Origin of the sequence: Burkholderia sp. E168m23 (genome assembly GCF_016586125.1) — a bacterium.
GTDB lineage: Bacteria > Pseudomonadota > Gammaproteobacteria > Burkholderiales > Burkholderiaceae > Burkholderia > Burkholderia orbicola.
In genome coordinates this window covers 1-927 of sequence record NZ_BCPP01001520.1, presented here as the reverse complement: position 1 = coordinate 927, position 927 = coordinate 1, and the positions used below count along the sequence as shown (strand labels likewise).

The 927-nt window shown below is 67.1% G+C and carries 2 protein-coding genes; both read left to right on the top strand.

The annotated features are described in order from the left end of the window. Positions 1-685 (top strand): CDF family Co(II)/Ni(II) efflux transporter DmeF (dmeF, locus tag JMF90_RS38610; RefSeq protein WP_201326498.1); only part of this gene is annotated, 685 nt, incomplete at its 5' end. Between the two features lie 2 nt (positions 686-687). Continuing rightward, complete coding sequence (locus JMF90_RS38605; RefSeq protein WP_006479855.1) at positions 688-873, top strand: DUF1289 domain-containing protein; 186 nt, start codon at positions 688-690, stop codon at positions 871-873. Positions 874-927: the final 54 nt, after the last annotated feature.

Here is a 927-nt window from a genome sequence, read left to right as displayed (position 1 = left end):
CGCGTTGCTGATCGGCTATGAGGCGATCGCGCGCCTGCTGGCGCCGGTGCCGATTCACTTCGACGAAGCGATTCCGATCGCCGTGCTGGGGCTTGCCGTGAACCTCGCCAGCGTGTGGCTGCTGAGCGGCGATCACCATCACGGGCACGATCACGGCCATCATCATGCGCATGGGCACGACGATCACCATGACCATGACCACGACGACGCACACCACGCGCATCATGCTCACGGGTCGCACTCGGCCGCGCATCGCGATCACAACATCCGGTCGGCCTACGTTCACGTGATCGCCGACGCGGCCGTGTCGGTGCTGGCGATCGTCGGCCTGCTGCTCGCGCGGGCGTTCGGATGGGTCTGGATGGACCCGCTCGCGGGCATCGTCGGTGCGCTGGTGATTGCCAACTGGGCGTACGGGCTGATGCGCGATACGGGCGGAATCCTGCTCGACGTCAACGTCGATCGCAAGCTGACCGACAACGTGCGCCGCGCGATCGAGGCGCTCGGCGACAAGGTCAACGATCTCCATGTGTGGCGCGTGGGCCCCGGGCACATGAGCGCGATCGTGTCGGTCGAATCGGGCGACGCCGCGCGCGATGCGCGCTTTTATCATGCGCTGGTCGCGGGCTTCGACGGCGTGTCGCACGTGACCGTCGAAGTGCTGACGCCCGCGAAGGCGGCCTGATCGTGGCCGTGAAATCGCCGTGTATCGAGCTGTGCGCGTTCGACGGCCGCACCGGCTTTTGCGTCGGCTGCCTGCGCACCCGCGACGAGGCGCGCGACTGGAAGAAGCTGACCGACCATCGCCGGCACCAGATCCTCAACGACCGCACGCGCCGGCAGGCGAAACTCCGGCGCGACGCGGCGGAATAACCAGGGTGCACGCGCAACCTGCGATCGTGTCACGGGACTGCAGTAGCATCACGT